The following is a 19,677-nucleotide window of genomic DNA, read 5'->3' as shown; positions in this document are numbered from 1 at the left end:
ATTAATTAAATAGCAATTTTATTGTTTGAAATGATTCCGTAAGTTCTTCCTTTTAATTCGGAGTTTTCAAAGATTGAATTTTTTGATTTTGAATAGATATCATTACTAGAGAAAGTATATTTTTCATCTGGATTAAATAAAGTAGCATCTATAGTATTTCCTACATCTATTGAGTTGCTTGATAATCCAAATCTATCTTTTCCTTTGGTTAGTAATTTTATAGCAGTTTTAGTAGGGAATATAGAGTTTAAAGCACCAAAAGCGCTTTCTAAACCTATGGTTCCATATTTTGCATAATCAAATTCTACCTTTTTATGTTCTATATCAATAGGGTTATGGTCACTTGTAACCATATCAATTGTACCGTCTTTTAGTCCTTCAATTAAAGCATCAATATCCTTTTGAGTACGTAAAGGAGGCGTTACTTTAAAATGAGTGTCAAAACCTGTTAAACTTTCGTCAGTAAAGACTAAGTTGTGTATAGCTACACTACATGATACATTTAAATTTTTAACTTTTGCTGCTCTGATTAACTCAACAGATTCAGCAGTAGAAATGGTAGGTATGTGTAGTTTTCCTTGAGTATATTCCAATAAAAACAAATCTCTAGCAACTTGCAGGTTTTCGGCTAAAGCTGGCATTCCTTTTAACCCAAGTGTTGTACTAGTAATGTTTTCATTCATTACACCATTACCAACTATTTTATTTTCTTGTGGGAAAGAGTATACTAAACCATCAAAATTACTTGCGTATTGCAATGCAATTTTTAATAGGTTTGGATTGCTAATAGGTTTTTGATAATCACCAAACGCAATTGCTCCAGCATTTTTCATGTCAAACAGTTCAGCAAGGTCTTTACCTTCGCTTTTTGTTGTTAAAGCTCCAATAGGATGCAGGCTAGTGGCATGATTATTTGCTTTAGATTTTAAAAAAGAAATATCTGCGTTCGAGTCTACTACTGGGTTTGTATTTGGATTTACTGCAACAGTTGTAAAGCCTGATTTAGCAGCTACTTTTAATCCATTGTCAATAGTTTCCCTATCTTCAAAACCTGGCTCTCCAAAACTAACACTACTGTCAAACCATCCTTGAGAAATATGTAGGTTGTCTAGTCTTATTTCTTGATAGTTGTTTGGATTACTTATACGACTGGAAATTTTTGTGATGATGCCATTTTCAACTAAAATATCTTGCGTTTTATTATGAAAATCGCTTTTAGAATCAATGATTGTTGCCGACTTTATGAGTACGTTCATTTAAAGAATTTTAAAATAAGCATTTCTAATCCTAGAAAGATTAGTGCAAAAATAACAAACCATTTCCATAGCTCATCAATATTTGTATCACTTTTTATAGTATTGAAAACTTCTGGTACAGAATTTTGTACTGTAAGATTACTAATTTGACTTAAGTTATAGTAATTCTGAAGGCTTTCTTTTCGACTATAATTGTAGCTTATATTTTTAATTGTATCTGTGTTTTTTACAATTTGATATATCTCAGCAATGTTAGGTAAATCGGTAGTTGTAATAGTTACCTTATTGCTAAATGTTTGCTGTTGTGGTATAAATTCAAGGCTTGTATTATAAAGCTTTAATATATGGTCACTTTGTAGTTGCGTATCTATATCGTAAGTGTTATCATCTCCAATTGTAAAATAGAGTTTAGGATGTTTTAAACTTTGTCTTCCAATATTATATAGTGTAGGTACAATTAATGGCGAATTAATAAAGTTAGAATTTACACTATTTAAAGCGCTTGAAAAAAGGAATACATTTCCTGATTGACTTAAAAAAGGTTTAGAATCTTCAAAGTTGAGAATGGTATTGTTAGACGTATTTAAAGCAAAATAACTGTTGGTTTTTGGATACTGAAAATTAGATACTTGTTTGTCGAAAACATCTTTAAAAATTGGATGTGCGTAGTTGATTGTAGTAATCAATTTTTCTACGTTTGTGATACTGTCTATTTGAAATGTTGATATTGTCTTAAGTAGTTGGTTGTAAGTGGTTAAGGTGCTTTTTTCTGAAGGAATAATTAAAACACCCCCACCATTATCTATGTAGCTTGTTATTGAATTGCTTAACGCGTTATTAATAGTTGTTAACTCGTTAAGAACTATTAAATTTTGATCGGTTATTAAGTTAAAATTCAATTGGTCTAAAGTAGAAGATGTATAATTAAATTCATCATCAGTAAATACTCTTTTTAAATAATTATCATCAGAATTATTTATGGCTAATACATTAATTTTTGATGGTGCATTAATATTAAAGTAGAGTGTGTTATCAAATAATAGATTTGGGTCATCGATGCTTAATTTTCCATTTATTATTTGATTATTAGGCAATGTAAATTGCACCGAATAATTATTTGTTTTTGTAGCAGAAGATTTAGCTAATAAATTATCATTATCATATAAAGAGACAGAAATGTCATTGCTTACATTTGAACTTGTGTTTTTTACTGTAGCAGTAATTTCAATATTTGCTGCTGTAGCTTTTGAAATGTAAACACTATCTATACTAGTATTATTTAGGTTATTAGGCTTTAGTTGTACAAGATGTACATTGATTAGTGAATCTTGTTGTAATTGTAATGTACTTTGAGTTTGCTGAAAATCTGAAACTATTATTAAGTTTTTAATTGTACTATTATTCTTAGAAAATAGGCTTTTTCCTTTTAAAACAGCTTCACTGTAATCTAATTGGCTAGATGCATAATCTAGCTGCAATAATTCATTTTTAATACTATTAGCTGTTGTGTTTCTATAAGTCTCGTTATTAGTAAATAAAGTGATTTTTTGAGCATCATCACTTGATGTAATAATGTCTTGAACAGCTCTTTTTAGCAATTCTCCTTTGGCTCCTTTAGCTTGCATGCTAAACGAATTATCCAAGTAAATAACTGTTTCTAACGATTTATTTAAACTATTTGTTTTACTAAAATAAGGTTGAGCAAAGGCTAATATAATTGCAGCTAGTAATAAGAGTCTGGTTGTTAATATTAACCACTTTTTTATTTGAGAGCTTTTTCTTGTTTGTAGATTAACATTTTTTAAAAATTCTACATTGGTAAAAGCAACTTTTTGAAAGCGACGTAATTGAAATAAATGAACAATAATTGGAATGATGAGCAAAAATAATGCGTAAAGAAGTTCTGGATGTTTAAACTGCATTCCTTATTTGTAATTGTTGAGTAGTTATTTAAGGTAAATATAGAAAATGAAATGCTATTTGCTCATGTTACTTTTGAGAAATTTAACGTTTGAAATTAAAAAGTCTAGCAAAAGAAAAAATAGTCTTCCATTGCTATCTTGTTTTGTAATTTTAAATACTTTGTTATTTCTATTTGAGCATCACTATTTGCAACAGTAACAATACTTTGCGTTTGGTTTAATGTTTCTAAAAACTCAAAGGGTTTTAATTCTTGGTTATAAATGTGTTTTCCAATTTTTTTAGGATTATCACATATCCAATAAAATGGAATTTCTTTTTCTACTAATGCTTTTGCAATGGTTTTTCCTTTAAAACCTGCTCCCCAAATTGTTAGTGTTTTGTTTTTGTTGTAATCTAATTCTAAGAAGTAACGAAGCTTAATATCTAAAAAATAGTTTTGCGCATAATGCTCGTGTGTTCTAGAAGTACGAATAGGGTAGTCTCTCCAATAATGAAGAAGCTTATCACAAGGAATACATTTTAGCCCATGCTTATAAAACCTAAACGTAAGGTCGTAATCTTCAGGATATAAATTTGGATTAAAACCATCACATGCAATAAAATCAGTTCTATAAGTCATCCAACATGGAGAAGCAATAACACACTCCTTGTAAATCTCACTATAGTTGCTTCCTGTTTTTGTTAACTTGTTAAGCCATTGCTCATATTTATTATAACCATCACTAATACCTTGATCTGAAAAATATTTAACTAATCCAGTAGCTACATGTCCTTTACCATGTTTAAGTAGACTGTTTAGCATGTGTTCTAGCTTATCGTTAGGCATGATATCGTCACTATCCATTCGTGTAATAAATTCTCCTGAACTTAAAGAAAATGCATGCTGTAAGGCTTCAATAATACCTTTACCAGTATTTTTAAAAAGCTTAATTCTAGAATCTTTACGAGCATATTCATTAACAATATCATAGCTATTGTCTGAAGAATGGTCGTCAATAATTATAAGCTCCCAATTGTTATAGGTTTGAGAAATAATAGATTCTAAACACTCGGCTAAGTATTTTGATGTGTTTTTAAAAGGCGTAAGGATGCTAATTAATGGAGTGTTTTCCATATTATTTAAAAACATTAGTGTTTATAATTGCTGAATTTACTTTGAGTAGTTCGCCAACTTGAGTCCAAGCAATAATTATTTGCTCTCCCTTAATAGTTATACGAGGAAACCCACTGGATCTACTTTCGTTGGATTTTGAAACAGTAAAAACATTACTCTTGTCTCCATTATTAAATACTTGTTGTATATTTATTACTGTTTGTCCGTTTTCGGTTTCCATCCAGCTTACAATAGCAGAGTCTTCATCCAGCATTTCTACATCTACACGACCTAAAGTTTTTGAGTTACCAATAAGAATAGGTGTTTCAAAAGTGTTACCATTGTTTTTAGAAAACGAAACTTTTACTTGAGGATTGTCATTGGCAACTGTAAACCAAGATACAGCAACATTATCATTTTTTGCACTAATAGCTGGACCATTTACAGGACAGCCTCCAATTTTCCAATTATCATTATATAGAGGTTTTGGCTGTGACCAGGTAGTATCGTTTAATTGTTTTGTATAATAAATATCTCTTATTTCATGAGCAGTTCTGTCTCTGTAGACCACAATAGGACCTTCATTGGTCAAGGCTGTATCTGTTTGGCAACAATCACAAGTTCTTTTATCTAAAGTATACTCGTTAATAATTTTGTTTTTTGAATTTATAATAGCTGCTCGTAAAGACATTTGAGACGTGACAGTACTATCCTTTTTTGCATAGGCCATTTGTCTGCCATCTAACCAGACAGTTAAGTATGATTCTTCATTTAAAGCTGTTTTGCTTACAAATCCATGTTCTGTTTGTGTGCCATCTGTATGAGGTGTAAAAGCATTGTTCCATGTAGCTCCTTTATCGTTTGAAGTCAGTAACTTAACATCATAAGCATAAGTGTCTTCAGCACTTTTTTCTAAATAGTGTATAACTAAATTATCCCCAAAACTAGTAATAGAAGGGAAGTCTGCCCAATTTACAAACCAATTTGAGCTTGAAGCTACAGTTGATATATTTGACCATTTATTATCTTTTAATGTTGCAAGTTTTAAAGATGTTACATCATCTTTGTTGGTTTCAAACCAATTCAAATAGATCGTTCCATCTTTTGCTTTATGTAAGCTTGGTTCAGAACTATTTACATCATTAGGTATATCTAAGTTAATCAACTGAAAGTCTTGCTCTATATTTGAACACGAAAAAAATAGAATGATTAACAGACTACCAATAGATAGTTTTTGCATTTAGTTAGTATTTTGCAGCTTTTCCATTAGCTGAAGATTCTTTAATAAACTCACGTAAATCTTCATTAGCAGAAATTAAATCTTCATTTCTTAAGTACATCATATGACCACTTCTGTAGCCTTTAAAAGAAAATCTATCTTTCATTTTTCCACTTGGGTCTACTTGTGATTGCGAATATTTTGCAGCAAAGTAAGTTGTTGCACCATCATAATAGCCAGATTGCGTTAGTACTTTTAAATATGGATTAGCTGCCATGGCTTGTCTTAAATCCTCTCTAACAGTATTGTTTTGCCTATTCCAAGGATGCACATTTCCAAACATGTTATACTTAATATCTGTATCAAAATTCAATTCATTTTTGATATAATGATTAATAGCGGGAGTAAAAGAGTGTAGCCATGACGTTAGTTCTGCACTATAATCTGGACTAGTTCCAGCTTCAATCTTATCAATACCTAAATAGCGAGAATCTAGACGACCAATGGTTTGGCCTGTTTTATCTCGTAATAAATCTTTCCAGAAAAAGCGTGTTGGTACATCTAAATTATGCTGTAAAATTACTTTTTTACTTAGTCCAGAGTAGTAAGACATTTTTTCGGCTACTTCATTTTTTTCAACATCCGAAATAAAACCTCCTTTAGCTATTGCTGGCATAAGTGTGTTAATGGCAAAATTTTCAGCTTCAGGTAAAATGTCAAGTAAATCTTTACTTTGTAAAGTAGAAGGAAGCATTTTATGATGCCACGCTGCTGCTGTATAATATGGTAAGTTCAATGATGAGTAAATTGGCTGTCCATTACTATAAACATTATAATCGGCTGGAGAAACCATAATCACACCATTTAAATACATCCATTGAGAACTTTGTAATTCGTTTGCTAATCCCATTACTCGTGTGCCTCCATAACTTTCGCCAATAATATATTTTGGTGATTCCCAACGATTATGCCTAGATACAAAAGTATTTATCCATTCTGCCAAATACTCAATGTCTTCATTGATTCCAAAAAATTGCTTTCTGTCTGGCATTTCTCCATCATTATTTGGCACCATTCTAGAATAACCCGTATTGACTGGATTTACAAAAACAATATCAGCAACATCAATGATAGAGTTTGGATTACTTTTAAATCCATAAGGTTGCACTGGATAACCTTCTTCATCTATGTTTAGTATTCTTGGGCCAGTATATGCTACATGCATCCATACTGATGCTGATCCAGGACCTCCATTAAACGAAATTATTAAAGGTCTATTAGCTCTATTTTTCACATTGTTTCTAGTGTAATAGGTATAAAAAAGAGTGGCTATTGGATTACCTTCATCATTCCAAACTGGTTGCGTGCCTGTTTCGGCTGTATATGAAAAACTAACGCCTTTTACAGTTGTGTTATGTGTTGTAACAACCATAGTATCTACAGGAATAGTTCTGCTTTGACTATGGATTGTAAAATAACTTAAAAGACATAAAGAGAATAAAAGCTTTTTCATGAGTAATAGTAATAAGTTAGTGAGGTTTAAAGGTAAAAAAAATAATAATGTTAAAACCCTTCAAAAACACCTAATCCAAAGAGTGCAAAATCGTATTTTACTGGATCATTTTGATCGAGCTCTCGTAATGATGTGTCTAATTCTTCCAAGGCTTTAGAATCATTTTGTTTTCTTGTAAGTAAACCCAATTTTCTAGCTACATTACCAGAATGAACATCTAAAGGACAGGACAGTAGAGAAGGCGTAATGCTGTTCCATATACCAAAGTCTACACCTGCATTGTCTTTTCTAACCATCCAACGTAAAAACATATTAATACGTTTGGCAGCAGACTTTTTTAAAGGGTCACTTATATGTTTTTGAGTTCTAGGTAAATGGTCAATTTCAAAAAAATGCTGTTTCAGTTTATGAATTGCAAATTGTAAATTTTCTTGGTTAGCATAGGTGTTGAATATAGATTCTAACCCTGAGTGATTTGTGTAAATATGTTGTAAGCTTTTTATAAACTGAATACAGTCTTCACCGTTGAATGTACGATGTACAAAGGGTTGTAGTTTTTCTAAATCGGAACTGGTGTGGTTAAGAACAAAGTCATAAGGAGCATTATCCAATAGTTGCATTAATCGTTTAGCATTTTTTATAATACTTTTTCTATTTCCCCAAGCAATAGTAGCTGTTAAAAAACCAGCAATTTCAATATCTTCTTTTATAGAAAATTGATGTGGTACTTGAATTGGATCACTTTCAATAAACTTTGGATTATTAAACTCAATTACTTTAGCATCTAGAAATTCTTTGAGTTCTTGTTTTGTTAAGTCCATTTGCATGTCACAAAACTATAGATAAGTTTTTAGAAAACTTCATTTTATTGGAGAATAGGAGTATAAATCTTATGAAAAGACCCTTAATTTCTCTTTTAATGTAACTTAAATTAGGTTATGTCGTCATAATAGTAAATTTAATATCAATCAAAGAAAACTAATAATGAAAACGTTAAAACTACTACCTCAAAAGGCACTGTTCTTATTTTTTATGTTGCTAGGACTTCATAGTATTTCACAAAATATAGAGAAAGATGTAGATGCAATTTTAAGTGAACAATATGAGCATAATGGCCCAGGTGCAACTGCCTTAATATATAAAGATGGAGAAGTAATTTATAGAAAAGGGTTTGGATATGCTAATTTAGAGCTTGATGTGAAGATGCAACCTGAACATGTTTTTGAAATTGGGTCTATTACTAAACAGTTTACAGCTATTGCTATTTTAATGCTTGAAGAACAAGGAAAGTTGAAGGTTGAAGATGAGATAACTAAATACATACCAGACTATCCAACAAATGGTAAGACTATTACCATTCATCATTTATTAAATCACACCTCAGGAATTAAGAGCTATACAGCAATTGAAAGCTTTAGAGAGCAAGCTAGAGTAGATTTTACTCCGACTGAACTTATTGATGTGTTTAAAGACCAACCTATGGATTTTAATCCAGGTGAACAGTATAGATATAATAATTCAGGTTATGTAATTTTAGGGTATATAATAGAACTAATTACTAAAGACTCATATGAAGCTTTTATACAAAAAAACTTTTTTGACAAATTAGGCATGAAGAATACGTATTATGGTAGTCATGAAAAAATAATTAAAAATAGAGCTTATGGCTATCAAAATAGAGATGGTTATGTAAATGCAGATTATTTGAGTATGACTTTGCCATATGCAGCAGGTGCAATAATATCTAATGTAGATGACCTTCTAATTTGGCAAAAAGCTCTAAATAATCATGAACTTATTTCAAAAGAAAGCTATGAAAAAGCAATTAATGGTTCGTCATTAAATAATGGTGATTATATTGGTTATGGTTACGGTCTTCAAGCTGGTAAAATTCAAGGCTCAAAAAGTATAACTCATGGAGGAGGTATTTTTGGATATACCACTCAAGGTATTTATTTACCAGAGGAGGATGTGTTTGTATCTGTACTTACTAATTGCGATTGTAGTAGTCCAGGAAATTATGCTACAAAAATTGCTGCTATCGTTATAGGTAAGCCATTTCCAGATATAAAAGATGCGATTGTGTTAAATGAGTCTGAGTTAAATAAATGGATTGGAGCATATGAATTTCCTAATGGAGCTATTCGTCATATAACTGTTGAAAATGGGAAGGTTTTTAGTCAGAGAGAAAACAGTACTAAATTTGAAATTTTTCCCTTGTCGTCAACACGATTTATTTTTGATGGTGGAAATATAGAATATAATTTTTCTATGGTAAATGGTAAAAAACAAGCAATTTTTAAAACTGAAGAGGTTGCTATAGGAAAAGAAATAGATAAAGCACCTCCAGTAGCTAAGACAGAAATAAATTTAAGTGAAGAAGTATTAAAAGGTTATGTAGGTAAATACCAGTTAACTCCTGAATTTGCAATTGAAATAAAAGTAAATAATGGAAAAATATATGGACAAGCTACAGGACAAGGTCCAAACGAAATTTTTGCAGAAGCTAAGGATAAGTTTTTTTTAAAGGTAGTTGCTGCAGAATTAATTTTTGGTAGAGATGAAAGTGGAAATGTAAATATGGTAACACTTAACCAAGGAGGACAACAAATTTCAGGTAAAAAAGTTGAATGATTTTAAAATAAAAACAACAAAAACCATCTCTTTTTTGAGGTGGTTTTTTTATTTAACTATTTTCCCATCAACCATTACTAATTTCCTATCAGCCATATTTGCTAAGTCTTGATTATGTGTAACTATAACAAAGGTTTGCCCAAACTCATCTCTAAGCTTAAAAAATAGGTTATGTAAATTTTCGGCAGATTCACTATCTAAATTTCCAGATGGTTCATCGGCAAAAATTAAAGCAGGATTATTAATCAAAGCTCTAGCAACAGCAACACGTTGTTGTTCACCACCAGACATTTCGTTAGGTTTATGATTAAAACGATGTGATAAGCCAAGAAAGGTTAATAGTTCTTTTGCTCTAGATTCAGCCTTATCTTTAGAAGTACCTTTTATAAATGCTGGAATACATACGTTTTCTAAAGCAGTAAACTCAGGTAGTAACTGGTGAAATTGAAAAATAAACCCTAAGTGCTCATTTCTAAACTTAGCTAATGCTTTTTCATTTAAATTAAAGATTGACGTATTATCAATCTCTAAAGACGAATCACTTTGTTTATTTGGTTTATCTAGTGTGCCTAATATTTGCAAAAGGGTTGTTTTACCTGCTCCTGAAGCACCAACAATAGAAACAATTTCTCCTTTTTTTATCTGTAAATCAACACCTTTTAAGACGTTTAAATCTTCAAAACTCTTATGTATGTTTTTTGCTGAAATCATATTAAAGCGAAAATACTATTTTAATATGAAACATAGTTAAGATGGATTGTTTGTATTACAACAAAAATAATATGAAAACTAATAACTAGTTGCTAAAGGGTTTACTAAAGCATTGTCATAGCTAGAATAATAGCCTTGGCTATCAGAGTTATGTCTGTTGTATCTAGATCTGTTTCTTCTACGATTTACTTGTCTTATTTGCGAATCGTCTGTTCTATTTTTCTTTTTAAATACACCTTTAATACTATTGTAATCAATAAAGTATTGAAGACGAAGAGAGAATATATGATTCATATCTTGGTCAAATAAGTCGCCTAAACTATCAAAGTAATTATCTTGAGAGTTTTCACCATGATTAAATAACTGATTTCTATATAATGCAGTTAAAAAGCTTCCTGGAGCGACTTGCCATGTATAGTTTAAATCTAAATTCCAAGTATTAAAATTTACATTTGAAGAAGCTAAACCTAGTTCTTCAAAAGTTTCATTTTGCTCAATTACACTACCATCTTCTTGAAGAAAATATGGGTTTTGGTCATAAGTAACTGTAGACCAGAAATTTCTAAAAGAAAGTGAAACTGTATGATAAGGGTTAAATGTGTAACTTCCAGAAATACTATTTTCTATAGATTCAACATCACGTTCGCCAAAAATAATTTCGTCTTCAATACTATTGGAATTATTTGTGTAACCTCTGCTTCCTTTGTTATTGTTGTAGTTAAATCCATAACTTAATCTAAACTTGTCATTTACACGAAATGTAGGAGCAATATCAAATGCATACCCAAATAAATCACGTTCTTTATCAAATGCATGCCACATATTACCTCCTAGATTTATTGAAAACCTCTTATTTGAGTTGGTATCTATCCATCCACCAATGCTACCTATATTTTTATAGATAAAGTAACGCTTATTAGCAAAATCTCTAGGTTCAAAGTAATCATATTGCTTCCCTGGCTCCATGTTTAAGTTAATTCCAAACCACATTAGTTTTTTTGTTTGTCCGTTAACAAAAACTCCAAAGTTTGTTCCAGTAAAAGTTCCTGGTTTATATAAACGTCTGTAGTTTACATAACTGTTAATAAAGAAATTGTTTAGTTTTTCAGTAGGTTCAAATATTCTGTAATTAATATCGATACCAAAATTATTGAAGTTGTTTCTAAAGTTTAAACCTAAATCATTGATATTATATTTATCGTTTGAAAAACTATGATCAAAGCTATATCTAAATTTTCCGTGCGATTTTCCTATTCTAAAAAATGAATTAAATCCAAATTCTCCATTAAAGTCAAATTCAGTTTGACTTACCTTAGCATCAGCTCTAATATTGTATGTGTTTCGCTTGTTGTTAATATTAGCTACTAGCGCACCAGTATAGGCATCTCTAAAATTTGAACCGTCACGCCAAACACTCGTGTTTACTATTCCTATTGAGGAGTTGCCATTAAATTGTTGGTCTATAACAACAATGTTATAATTTGTTAGAGGTTCTATAACTTCTTTTCGGGTTTCGTCAGTATCTACATTACGAACGGTTGCTTCTGTTTTTTCAGTCACAGCATTAAATACACCAATGCCTAAGCCTTTTTTGGTTCTACCTGAAACTTTAATAGCATTTATAACATTTACGTTATCAGGTACATTTTCAATGCTTTCATCTTCATTCAAATCTATGCTGCCTCTTGGAGCAGCGCCAATTCTACGAGAAAAGAATAAATTTCCTTTGTTAAATAAATCAACACCTTCTTTAAAAAACTGTCGTTGCTCACCAAAAGTTTGCTCAAAAGGTCCAAGATTGAGACGAACATTGTCAAATGAAGCTTGACTAAAATCTGGTATTAATGTAGCGTCAAGAGTAAAGTTTTCGGTAATACCATACTTAACATCCATACCAAGTTTAAAGTCTGGCTTATCTTCGTTGTTAAATACTGTTGATGCAAAAGGATAGAAGTTTAATCGAGTAGGAGGTTCTATATTTTCAATTCCTGTCAACTCACCATGATACAGTCCCATATTTCCTTTGGTTCTGTCTATGGGATTCCAAGTATATTGTGTGTTGTCTACTCTAAAACGTCTGTGGAATTGTAATCCCCAAGTTTCTACGTCTTTAGAAAAACGAAGTGCTCTGTACGGAATTTTCATTTCAACAATCCAACCATCGTCTACAATTTTTACAGCACTATCCCAAACAGCACTCCAACCAAAATCCTCTCCACTAGATGGATTAGCAATGGCATCTGCTTGTGTTCCTGATGCAAATACAAAAAACTCAACATCATTTTGAGCATCATTATTTGGATTAAAAACCACAATAAAAAAATCGGAGTTTCCAAAATTATCACGACTTGTAAGTTGCCTTTGTATATCTTCTGGTTTATCTTTTAAGTAAGCTGATACATAAATTGCATCATCATTATAAGCCATTTTTACAATGGTTTTTTGATGTGGTTGTAAAGTAACTCCCATTTCTGGTCTAAACTGAATGAAGTCGGTAGCCTCCTCGGCATCTTTCCAAGCAACATCGTCTAAAACACCATCTATTTTTGGTGCAACAGATGTTCTTTTAATGTTTAGTCTTTTTTTGCTTATTGAGTCTTGTTCTTGTGCTTTTATTGATGAGATAAAAAGTAATGCACAAATTAGGCTAATGTAAATTTTCATTTTTTTGATTGATTAGTAGTAGTGTTTTGTGTAAAGACATCCAAAAAAAATAAATGTTACACTTTACAAATCTACATTTTGATTTTTCTGTTTATTCATAAGTAAACGTTAAAAAGATTAATAAAGTGTTAATAATTGAAAAGTTTATTTTGACTTTCACTTATAAATTTTAGTAGTTTTATGATTGATTAATAATTATTTACATTAAAAATTGTTTTGTTATGCCATATAAACAGTTTGAAGAATATAACATGAAAGTTACTGATGATGTTAAACAACGTTATTTAAGTATCATTGAAGAACTTGGAGAGGATACAAGTCGAGAAGGTTTAGTGAAAACACCAGAAAGAGCAGCAAAAGCAATGCAATTTTTAACACAAGGTTACGAGCAAGATGCTACCGAAATTTTAAAAAGCGCCATGTTTAAGGAATCTTATAACGAAATGGTTATTGTCAAGGATATTGAGTTGTATTCGCTTTGCGAGCATCATATTTTGCCATTTTTTGGTAAAGCACATATAGCCTATATACCTAATGGACATATAGTGGGTTTAAGTAAAATACCTAGAATTGTGGATGTGTTTGCAAGAAGGTTACAAGTACAAGAGCGTCTTACTGAGCAAATTTTAGATTGTATTAATGATACATTAAAGCCTCAGGGTGTAGCTGTGGTTATTGAGGCTTCTCATATGTGTATGATGATGCGTGGTGTACAAAAACAAAACTCAGTAACTACGACTTCTGGATTTAGAGGAGCGTTTAAAAATATGGAAACACGAACAGAATTTTTAAAGCTTATTAGTGAAAAACTATCATAATAAATTTGGTATATTTCTTGTTATAGGTTGTATAAACACATTATTATTTTATGAATTTAGAAAACGCAAGTAAATACAAAAAGCTAGCTTATGGTTTAATTTTTGACGCTTTAGGTTATGTGTCAATAGTTTTCCCACCATTTGATATTTTTTGGGCACCAGCTTCGGCTTGGTTGATGACAAAAATGTATAAAGGAAATAAAGGTAAAATAGCAGCAGCTATTGTATTTATAGAAGAAGCATTACCTATGTTGGATATAATACCAACATTTACATTAATGTGGTTATATACTTTTGTATTTAAAACCAAAGAAGAAAAAGTTATAGATATTTCTTAAAAAAAAAAGCACTCCAGTGGAGTGCTTTTTTTGTTTTTATAATTGATATGAGAGTCCTAAACTTATATTTCTTCCCATGTTATAAATTCCATCTGACTTTAGTCTTGATAAGTGATTTATATATGATTTATTAGTAAGGTTATTACCTGAAACAAATACTGATAAAGTCTTTTTGTTTAAAGTAAAATCACCACCAATACCTGCGCTTATTAAACTGAAACCATCAGTTGAAGTTTCAAAAGCACTTACATTATCTTGGTCAAAATAAGTTTGAAGCTTTACAAAAGCATAATTGTTTTTTATTGGTAGTTTTTCAAACTCTACACGTAATGTGTTAGATAGTTTATTAGCAGGAATAAGAGGTAAATAAGCATCATTATTATCTTGTTTACCAATTACCATTTCAAATGAACTCTCTAAATGTAACCAGTCTAATGGATGAGGGTGGAAGTGTAGTCCAAATTCTCCACCATATAATCTAGCATCATCTTGAGAATATAAATACACAGGATTGTCATCTATAACTTCACCATTTGGTGATAAGAAAATATAATTGTTTATACTGTTGTAAAATCCGTTTGCAAAAATATCTACATGCTCTGTTTGGTATTCAACCGAAGCATCAATTTGGAAGTTTTGCTCATTTTTAAGATTTAGGTTACCAATTTCGTAACGATTAGCTCCATGGTGACTACCATCCGAAGTTAACTCTGCTAAATTTGGAGCTCTAAACCCTGAAGCAATATTAAGTCTAGCTGTAAAATGTTCTCCAAAATCTTTCTTTATACCAAAAGCACCATTAAAACTATTGTATGATTTAGAAATATTATTGTTGATATCAATATTTCTAGTATCGTAACGCGCTCCTAGTTGAATATCTATAGTTTCAAAATGTATGTGAGAAGTAGCAAAGAATCCAACATCGTTGGTTGTAGCATTTGGAATAAGTTGTTCTTCACCATAGTTAGTGTTTGTTTGTGACATACCTTGTACACCAACAATAGTTTCAAACTTTCCTAATGTAGGCAAGTTGTATTTAAGGTCATAGCTAAAAGTTTTAAGCTTCATGTGTAATGCAGCCTCTTCCTCATCCTCATGATCTTCATCATCGTGGTCATCATCATCATGGTCTTCGTCGTCGTGGTCATCATCATCATGGTCTTCGTCGTCGTGGTCATCATCATCATGGTCATCATGGTCATGATGTTCTTCAAACTCTTTTCTATCGTTGTAGGTAAAACCTAGATTTAATTCTAAACTAGAAGAGTTTTCAAAAAATAATTTTGATTTTGAGCTAAAAATATGATTATTAATGTTTTGATTAGGAAGTAAAGGGGTTTTATCTAAACTTTGCAAACCAACTTCTTCTGGTATTCCTAACTGAGATGCATTTAAGTTGTATCTTAATTCAGTATTAAATTTAGTATTATGGTAACCAATTGCAGCTTTAAAATCTTGTTCTCTAAAACGTGTATTTGTAACTCTATAATCATCAGTTTTATAATCGGAATGTCCAGCTAAACTTCCTCTAAATATAAATCTGAAATTATCTGAAGAAGATTTGTATCCAATATTAGAATTGTACCCTTCTGTATTAGTGAAATATGTGAAGTTTACATCTCCAGAAGAAGTGTTGTTACTAGCAAAACGTTCTGGGTTTAAGTATAAAACACCACCAAGTGCATCACTACCATATAATAATGAAGCAGGGCCTTTTATAACTTCAACACTTTCTATTCCTGCATCACTTAAGCCTAAGCCATGTTCGTCACCAAATTGCTGGTTTTCTAGCCTAATACCTTGTGTGTAAACTAATACACGATTACTACTTAGTCCTCTAATTACAGGTTTTCCAATACTAACTCCAGTAGAAATAGTTTCTACACCAGAAATGGTACTAATACCTTCTGATAAATTTATGATACCATTAGACTTTAAATCCGAAACTTTACGCTGTTCCACTTTCATAACATTGTCATTTTGTAATTTATGAAAGGGCGTGGACAAAATAACTTCATCCATTTTGAAGACAGATGTGTTTAAACTTATATCAATAGTAGTATCGTTTGGTAAGTTAATTTCTATAGATTGTGTTTCATAACCAACAAAAGAGCAGACTAGTGTGTGTTTGCCGTTAGGTAATTTAGTCAAGGTAAATTTTCCGTTTTCGTCAGTTATAGTTCCTTTTTCAAGTTTTGGTATGTAAATATTTGCAAAAGCAATTTCTTCATTACTATTTGCGTCTATAACGCTTCCTTTAATTGTATTTTGTGCGTATATAGGTATAATAGCCACTAAAAATAGCAGCTTTAAAATTGTAGATTTCATTTTAAAATTTTATAGTTTAATATTTATTATGAGAAGTTTACTTCTCTATAGGGTGTATATTAAACTAAGCTAGGAGGTCCTCTAAGATTGCATTGTAGCCTTTGATATTTACTAATGCACGTGTATTGAGAAATTATCTTTTGATAATTTGTTTCAGGTATATCTATTTCAAAGTTATTTGTAATAGATAGTGTTTGTGTATTTAGTTTAAACTTGTAAATCTCACAATCAATTTCTAAATCGTGAATATGTAATTTGTTAGGAGTTTCGCAGGCAAAATGCTCATGGTTTTCGAAAGCATGGGCAAGCTTAACAAATGAAGGTGCAAGTAAAGTGAATACTATAACTAGTAAACTTACTTTTATGATTATATGTTTTATTAATACTTGCATTATTCGTTTAAAAAACGTCCTAAACCAAAACGTCTTAACATCTTTTTTTCAAAATTCCAGAAAAAATTAAATTGACCAAATAACCAGCCAATACAAACTAATAAAATTTGATAAAAAATTAGTCCAATAATAATATATAATATCCAATAAAGGACAGGGTTTAAGTTTTCTTTAGTAATTCCTATAAGTTTTACAATTGGTCGTCCAACAAATACTGAAGATGTTCCTGTGATAGCAAATACAATAAAGATGCGTATCATTTCCCATTTATAATCTACAATCCATTTGTTTTCTAATTTTTTGAAAAGAAATAAAGTAAATCTTAAAAGGGCATAAGTTATTACAATGGTAACAGAACCAAGTAAAAAAATATTTTCTGTATTTACTAGTAAACGTGAAAGCTTTAAAGCACTATATATAAGTCCAATAAGTCCTAAAACTGGAAACAATAATTGCCAGTTTTGTTGAATCTCCCAAAGCGCTTTAAATTTCTTCATTATAAAATTTATGCGGCAAATATACAGAGTAAAGTTTAAATTCTAGGAGTGAAACTAGATAAACGAATGTTATTTTTTATTTGAAAGTAAATAAAGTAGTTGTAAAGCTTATAGTTTACATCATAGCCATAGTCTATGTTTCTGTCGTAATCTATTCTAAGTTCAAAAAGATTAGCAATTCTTGGATTAGCATTGTTTACTCTGCTATTCCATTCGGTAACATAAATAATATTTCTAGCTTCTAAAAACTCTTGTGAATAATATCCTTCTGGTTTAGCAGTACTGTATAACCATGAATTAAATCCAGAATCAATGATAATGATTTCATATTCTATAGCATCGTTAGCAATTCTAACTGTGTCTTGTTCCTTTGTGTTTATTTCTTCATTTGTGTTAGAAATAGTTCTTGAAGTATTACAGCTTGCAAAAACAAAACAAAGGATTAAAATGTAAATTAAATTTTTCATAATTCCTTTTTAATAAAGATACAAAAGATGTGTTTATAAATTGTTTGTTTTAAGGGTTTTAACAAAAAAAAAAGTTGAATCTATACGATTCAACTTTTTGAAATATATTAACAAGTCTTACTTTCCAAATAGACCTCCAAGTAAACCGCCAATGCCTCCTTTTTTCTTGTCGCCACCTAGTACCATTCCAGCTACATCATCAATAACACTACCATCACCATCTGCATCTAAAATCGATTCTAAGAAACTTTGCTCTTGTTGTGGAGAATTGTTATTTAATAAGCCTCTTAATAAACCTTCTAAACCACCCTGATTACTTACTTTTTGTTGTTTTTGTTGCTTTCCTAATACTCCCATTAAAATTGGTGCAGCAACTTTTAGTATTTGCGCTACAGATCCAGCATCAATCCCAGACTTTTGGCTTAAAGCACTTTCAACATTTTGCTGTTTGCTACCTAAGACATGACCTAAGATTTTACCACCATCATCCATAACACTTTGGTCAACTCCTCCAGAAAATAAACCTCCAAGGTCATCAAGAATACTACCATCATGCTTACTGTTTAAAGCTCCTAATAATCCTTCAGCTCCTTCGGGAGTAGAAGCATTTCGCTTCATAGCTTGCATTAGTACAGGCATTGCCATTGTAAGTAAGTTACTTGTTTTATCTTGAGGTTGTCCAGTTTGTCCAGAAACACCATTAATAATTGTGTTTCCTAAATCGCTATTTAATAAATCTAATATTCCAGCCATAATAATTGATTGTTTTTAAAGGTTAATGTAAAAGACAATTTACAAAAAAAGTCCTAACGTTTATAGTTAGGACTCAAATATGATTAATAAGTCACATTAAAATTTCTTTATTTTAAGCATTAGCCTAAAATATTTATTATTTGTGAGGCTAATTCTGTTCCAATTCTATCTTGAGCTTCGTTAGTAGCTGCTCCTGTATGAGGTGTTAACGATAGGGCTGGATTCATTAATAGTTGAATTTCTGGTTTTGGTTCTTTTTCAAACACATCTAGTGCAGCTCTTGCAACTTTACCTTTTTCAATCGCATTAATTAAAGCAACCTCATTTAATACACCACCACGTGCCGCATTAGCAATGATAACACCTTCTTTCATAATATTGAATTCAGCTTCGTCAATAACATATTCATTTTGTGCTGGAACATGTAATGTAATGAAATCTGCTTGTTTTAATACGTCTTCTTTAGAGATGGTTTTAATATCAAAACTTACTTTTTGACCGTCAAAAAAATCTAGTTCTAAATTTGCAGCGTCTATAAAAGGATCAAAGGCAACAACTTTCATTCCTGCTCCTAAAGCAATTTTAGCTGTAGCTTGACCTATACGTCCAAACCCAATAACTCCCAGAGTTTTTCCTTTTAATTCGGTACCTTTTGAATACGATTTTTTTAAGGCTTTAAAATTGCTATCACCTTCAAGAGGCATATCTCTATTAGAATTATGTAAATAACGAGCAAGACCGTATAAATGACCAAAAACTAACTCAGCAACAGAGTGTGAAGATGCAGCAGGTGTATTGATGACAGATAGTCCTTTTTCGCGAGCATATTCTACATCTATATTGTCCATTCCAACACCACCACGACCTATAATTTTTAAGCTAGGACAAGCATCAATTAAATCTTTACGAACAGTAGTTGCGCTTCTTACTAAAAGTACAGCTATATTGTTTTCGTTTATATAATTTATTAATTGTTCTTGTGCTACAGTAGTTGTACTTACTTCGTAACCTGCAACTGTTAATGCGTCAATTCCACTTTGAGAAATTCCGTCGTTTGCTAATACTTTCATT

17 protein-coding genes are annotated in these 19,677 nt (G+C 31.0%); 3 read left to right on the top strand and 14 right to left on the bottom strand.

Going from position 1 to position 19,677, the window contains the following annotated elements; genetic code table 11:
- Positions 1-5: 5 nt before the first annotated feature.
- The 6 genes from ACLII3_RS15005 to ACLII3_RS14980 form a co-directional block, all read right to left on the bottom strand.
- Positions 6-1,256 (bottom strand): dihydroorotase, encoded by a 1,251-nt coding sequence (locus ACLII3_RS15005; RefSeq protein ID WP_412985237.1) that lies wholly within the window; start codon positions 1,254-1,256, stop codon positions 6-8.
- The gene (locus ACLII3_RS15000; protein ID WP_412985235.1) at positions 1,253-3,178 is read right to left on the bottom strand and encodes a BatA domain-containing protein; all 1,926 of its coding nucleotides are present in this window, start codon (positions 3,176-3,178) and stop codon (positions 1,253-1,255) included. The genes ACLII3_RS15005 and ACLII3_RS15000 overlap by 4 nt, the downstream gene beginning before the upstream one ends.
- Before the next feature lie 104 nt (positions 3,179-3,282).
- Positions 3,283-4,293: a glycosyltransferase family 2 protein gene (locus ACLII3_RS14995; protein WP_412985233.1), complete on the bottom strand. Its 1,011-nt coding sequence runs from the start codon at positions 4,291-4,293 to the stop codon at positions 3,283-3,285.
- A 1-nt stretch (position 4,294) separates the two neighbouring features.
- Entirely contained in the window at positions 4,295-5,512 is a 1,218-nt protein-coding gene (locus ACLII3_RS14990; RefSeq protein ID WP_412985231.1) for a hypothetical protein, read from the bottom strand.
- A 4-nt stretch (positions 5,513-5,516) separates the two neighbouring features.
- The gene (locus ACLII3_RS14985; RefSeq protein WP_412985229.1) at positions 5,517-7,004 is read right to left on the bottom strand and encodes a S10 family peptidase; all 1,488 of its coding nucleotides are present in this window, start codon (positions 7,002-7,004) and stop codon (positions 5,517-5,519) included.
- 50 nt (positions 7,005-7,054) lie between these two features.
- Positions 7,055-7,825, bottom strand: coding sequence for a TIGR02757 family protein (locus tag ACLII3_RS14980; protein ID WP_412985227.1), 771 nt, complete (start codon positions 7,823-7,825; stop codon positions 7,055-7,057).
- A 163-nt stretch (positions 7,826-7,988) separates the two neighbouring features.
- Between ACLII3_RS14980 and ACLII3_RS14975 the strand changes: the two genes are divergently transcribed.
- Positions 7,989-9,638, top strand: coding sequence for a serine hydrolase (locus ACLII3_RS14975; RefSeq protein WP_412985225.1), 1,650 nt, complete (start codon positions 7,989-7,991; stop codon positions 9,636-9,638).
- A 48-nt stretch (positions 9,639-9,686) separates the two neighbouring features.
- Here the strand turns inward: ACLII3_RS14975 and ACLII3_RS14970 are convergent, their stop codons facing one another.
- Positions 9,687-10,349, bottom strand: a complete 663-nt coding sequence (locus tag ACLII3_RS14970) for an ABC transporter ATP-binding protein (RefSeq protein WP_412985223.1) — start codon at positions 10,347-10,349, stop codon at positions 9,687-9,689.
- A 78-nt stretch (positions 10,350-10,427) separates the two neighbouring features.
- Positions 10,428-13,013, bottom strand: coding sequence for a DUF5916 domain-containing protein (locus tag ACLII3_RS14965; RefSeq protein ID WP_412985221.1), 2,586 nt, complete (start codon positions 13,011-13,013; stop codon positions 10,428-10,430).
- Positions 13,014-13,234: 221 nt separating this feature from the next.
- On the opposite strand from ACLII3_RS14965, the gene folE reads away from it, so the two are divergent.
- Together folE and ACLII3_RS14955 are read left to right on the top strand one after the other, a co-directional pair.
- Entirely contained in the window at positions 13,235-13,831 is a 597-nt protein-coding gene (folE, locus tag ACLII3_RS14960; RefSeq protein ID WP_412985219.1) for a GTP cyclohydrolase I FolE, read from the top strand.
- Between the two features lie 50 nt (positions 13,832-13,881).
- Complete coding sequence (locus ACLII3_RS14955; RefSeq protein ID WP_412985217.1) at positions 13,882-14,169, top strand: hypothetical protein; 288 nt, start codon at positions 13,882-13,884, stop codon at positions 14,167-14,169.
- A 36-nt stretch (positions 14,170-14,205) separates the two neighbouring features.
- On the opposite strand, the gene ACLII3_RS14950 is transcribed toward ACLII3_RS14955, so the two are convergent.
- From ACLII3_RS14950 to ACLII3_RS14925, 6 genes are all read right to left on the bottom strand, one after another.
- On the bottom strand, positions 14,206-16,497 hold the full coding sequence (locus tag ACLII3_RS14950; RefSeq protein WP_412985215.1) for a TonB-dependent receptor: 2,292 nt from the start codon (positions 16,495-16,497) through the stop codon (positions 14,206-14,208).
- A gap of 59 nt (positions 16,498-16,556) precedes the next feature.
- Positions 16,557-16,889: a hypothetical protein gene (locus ACLII3_RS14945; protein ID WP_412985213.1), complete on the bottom strand. Its 333-nt coding sequence runs from the start codon at positions 16,887-16,889 to the stop codon at positions 16,557-16,559.
- A complete protein-coding gene (locus tag ACLII3_RS14940) occupies positions 16,889-17,386 on the bottom strand; it encodes a DUF6787 family protein (RefSeq protein WP_412985211.1) in 498 nt (165 codons plus the stop codon). Before ACLII3_RS14940 ends, ACLII3_RS14945 begins: the two co-directional genes overlap by 1 nt.
- 35 nt (positions 17,387-17,421) lie before the next feature.
- On the bottom strand, positions 17,422-17,853 hold the full coding sequence (locus ACLII3_RS14935; protein WP_412985209.1) for a DUF6146 family protein: 432 nt from the start codon (positions 17,851-17,853) through the stop codon (positions 17,422-17,424).
- A gap of 117 nt (positions 17,854-17,970) precedes the next feature.
- The gene (locus tag ACLII3_RS14930) at positions 17,971-18,606 is read right to left on the bottom strand and encodes a DUF937 domain-containing protein (RefSeq protein ID WP_412985207.1); all 636 of its coding nucleotides are present in this window, start codon (positions 18,604-18,606) and stop codon (positions 17,971-17,973) included.
- Positions 18,607-18,725: 119 nt separating this feature from the next.
- Positions 18,726-19,676: a D-2-hydroxyacid dehydrogenase gene (locus ACLII3_RS14925; protein WP_412985205.1), complete on the bottom strand. Its 951-nt coding sequence runs from the start codon at positions 19,674-19,676 to the stop codon at positions 18,726-18,728.
- Position 19,677: the final 1 nt, after the last annotated feature.

The organism is Pontimicrobium sp. IMCC45349 (assembly GCF_047219225.1).
GTDB lineage: Bacteria > Bacteroidota > Bacteroidia > Flavobacteriales > Flavobacteriaceae > IMCC45349.
This window is presented reverse-complemented; position numbering and strand designations above follow the sequence as displayed.